This window comes from Microvirga lenta (assembly GCF_020532555.1).
In the GTDB taxonomy this organism is placed as follows: domain Bacteria; phylum Pseudomonadota; class Alphaproteobacteria; order Rhizobiales; family Beijerinckiaceae; genus Microvirga; species Microvirga lenta.
The window spans coordinates 1-2,173 of the sequence record NZ_JAJBBR010000028.1 but is presented as its reverse complement, the minus strand read 5'-3'; the positions used below and the strand labels follow the sequence as shown (position 1 = coordinate 2,173).

The 2,173-nt window shown below is 61.8% G+C and carries 1 protein-coding gene; it reads left to right on the top strand.

All coding sequences use genetic code 11. From position 1 onward, the window contains the following. Nucleotides 1-563: 563 nt before the first annotated feature. Nucleotides 564-2,173 (top strand): methyl-accepting chemotaxis protein (locus LGR44_RS21645; RefSeq protein ID WP_226742789.1); only part of this gene is annotated, 1,610 nt, incomplete at its 3' end.

The window sequence follows — 2,173 nt, the reverse complement described above, 5'->3', positions numbered from 1 at the left end:
AGGCGGCCTTGAGCCAGTCCTGGAACTCACCGGAGAACACTCCGATGGATGAGATGCCTTCGCGGTCGAAACTGGCGACGTACCCAGCCGTCACCATCTGCCGTTCATCGACGACGATGTACATGATGAAGCCCCCCGGCCCATAGATAGATGATGTCTACGCAAGCACGCTAATCATGACGCAGTGTCGCTGTTCAAAAGAACTTGCAGCGACTTTGTTTTTACTTTTTCCGTTGATCGAATGTGCTTGGGATGTTGTCCACCCCTTCGAATCAGTAGGTATATGTCATAAATGCCGTTCGTGAGTCCGCCCGTCAATGGCTATCAGACGAAGTCTGAATCCCCCTGCGAGCTTCCCGGCCACTGTTGCAGCTGCGCAATACTTGTCTACCGCGAGCGTCATCTGGCGAATGCGAGCATGGTAGGGCGTGAATCATTGTTTCATCCAGGTCTAGAGCGTGCCATTCGCCAAGAAACTTTAGGTAAAGGTGGCAGAATTTAGCTATGCCTTAAGATGATTGTTGTTTGATCCTCCGAAGCCCTAAAGGGCAGTTGGGGGTAGCATGCGTATCAGAACGAAGATCTTCGCGCTTGTCGGCGCTTTGGGAGCTGTCATTCTCGCGGTTTCCGGGGTGGGTGTTCACTCGCTTCAGGCATACGACCACGCGATCGAGGAAGTAAAAACAGCATCGACGGGCGCCTTCTACGGCGAACGCTTGAACCGGCTGGTGACCGCTGTCGTCATGGATGCCAGGGGCGTCTATGCCGCAGCCGATACGCAGGATGCCAAGACCTATGCCAACGGCATGATCGCCAGCCTGAAGAAGATCGATGAACTCCTCAAGCAGTGGGCGCCGATTGTGCCGGCTTCGGATAAGGCGATCTTCGACAAGGTCGTGAAAGACGCCGAGGCCTTCAAGACCTTCCGCACCGAAACTGCTCGCCTCGGCACGGAAGTATCTGTTGCTGCGGCTGCCGAGCAGGGTTTCAACGAGGCGAACCGGGCTAATCGCAAAGCCTTTCAGGAGAGCATCGACGCACTTACGAAAAGAAGCGGAGAGGCTGTCGATGCCGTCGATCACGCAACGCATGCACTTCACGATCAGCGGATGACGCTGCTGCTTTCTCTCGCTTTCGGCGGCACGCTGGCGGCGCTTCTGATTGGCGCACTGGTCGGGCATCGGCAGATTGCCCGCCCCCTTCAGCTGGTGACGTCAGCCATTCAGAAGCTTGCTGCCGGCGATTACAACCTGCCGCAGGTCAAGCAGAGCCGGGATGAGATCGGCGAAATCTGGAACGCCATGAACACGTTCGCCGCCGCCATGGCCGAGGCGGAGCAGCTACGGTCCGCTCAGTCCGATATCGACCGCCAGCAGAGCGTGCGGCGCCGGGAGGAAATGAGCGCTCTCGCGCAGCAACTCGAGAGCACTGTCGGTCATCTCGTGCAGCATCTCACGGCCTCGGCGACTGAGATGGAGGTAACGGCACGATCGATGCGTGACGTTGCGGACCAGGCGACGGGGCGCTCGGTGAGCGTGGCCTCGGCGGCCGAGCAGACCTCGTCCAACGTGCAGACGGTGGCGGCCGCCACCGAGGAGCTGTCCATCTCGATCCGCGAGATCGCCGGTCAGGTCAGCCAGTCCTCCCAGATCGCCGAACGCGCCGTCGCCGACGCCCAGCGCACCAACGCCACCGTCCAGACGCTGGCCGTCTCGGCCGAGAAGATCGGCAACGTGATCGCGCTCATCAACAACATCGCGTCCCAGACCAACCTGCTCGCCCTCAACGCCACCATCGAGGCCGCGCGGGCCGGCGAGGCCGGCAAGGGCTTTGCGGTCGTGGCCTCCGAGGTCAAGGAGCTCGCCAACCAGACCTCCAAGGCCACCGAGGAGATCTCGGCCCAGATCGGATCGGTCCAGCAGGCGACCGAGGAGGCCGTGCGCGCCATCCAGGCCATCGCCAGCACCATTGCCGAGATGTCCCAGATCTCGGTCTCGATCGCCGCCGCCATGGAACAGCAGGGCGCCGCCACCGCCGAGATCTCCCGCAACGTGCAGGAGGCCGCTCGCGGCACCGAGCTCGTCACCGGCAACATCGGCGAGGTCCGCCGCGGCGCCGGCGAGACCGGGGCGGCCGCCGCCCAGGTGCTCTCCGCCGCCCAGGAGCTGGCCCG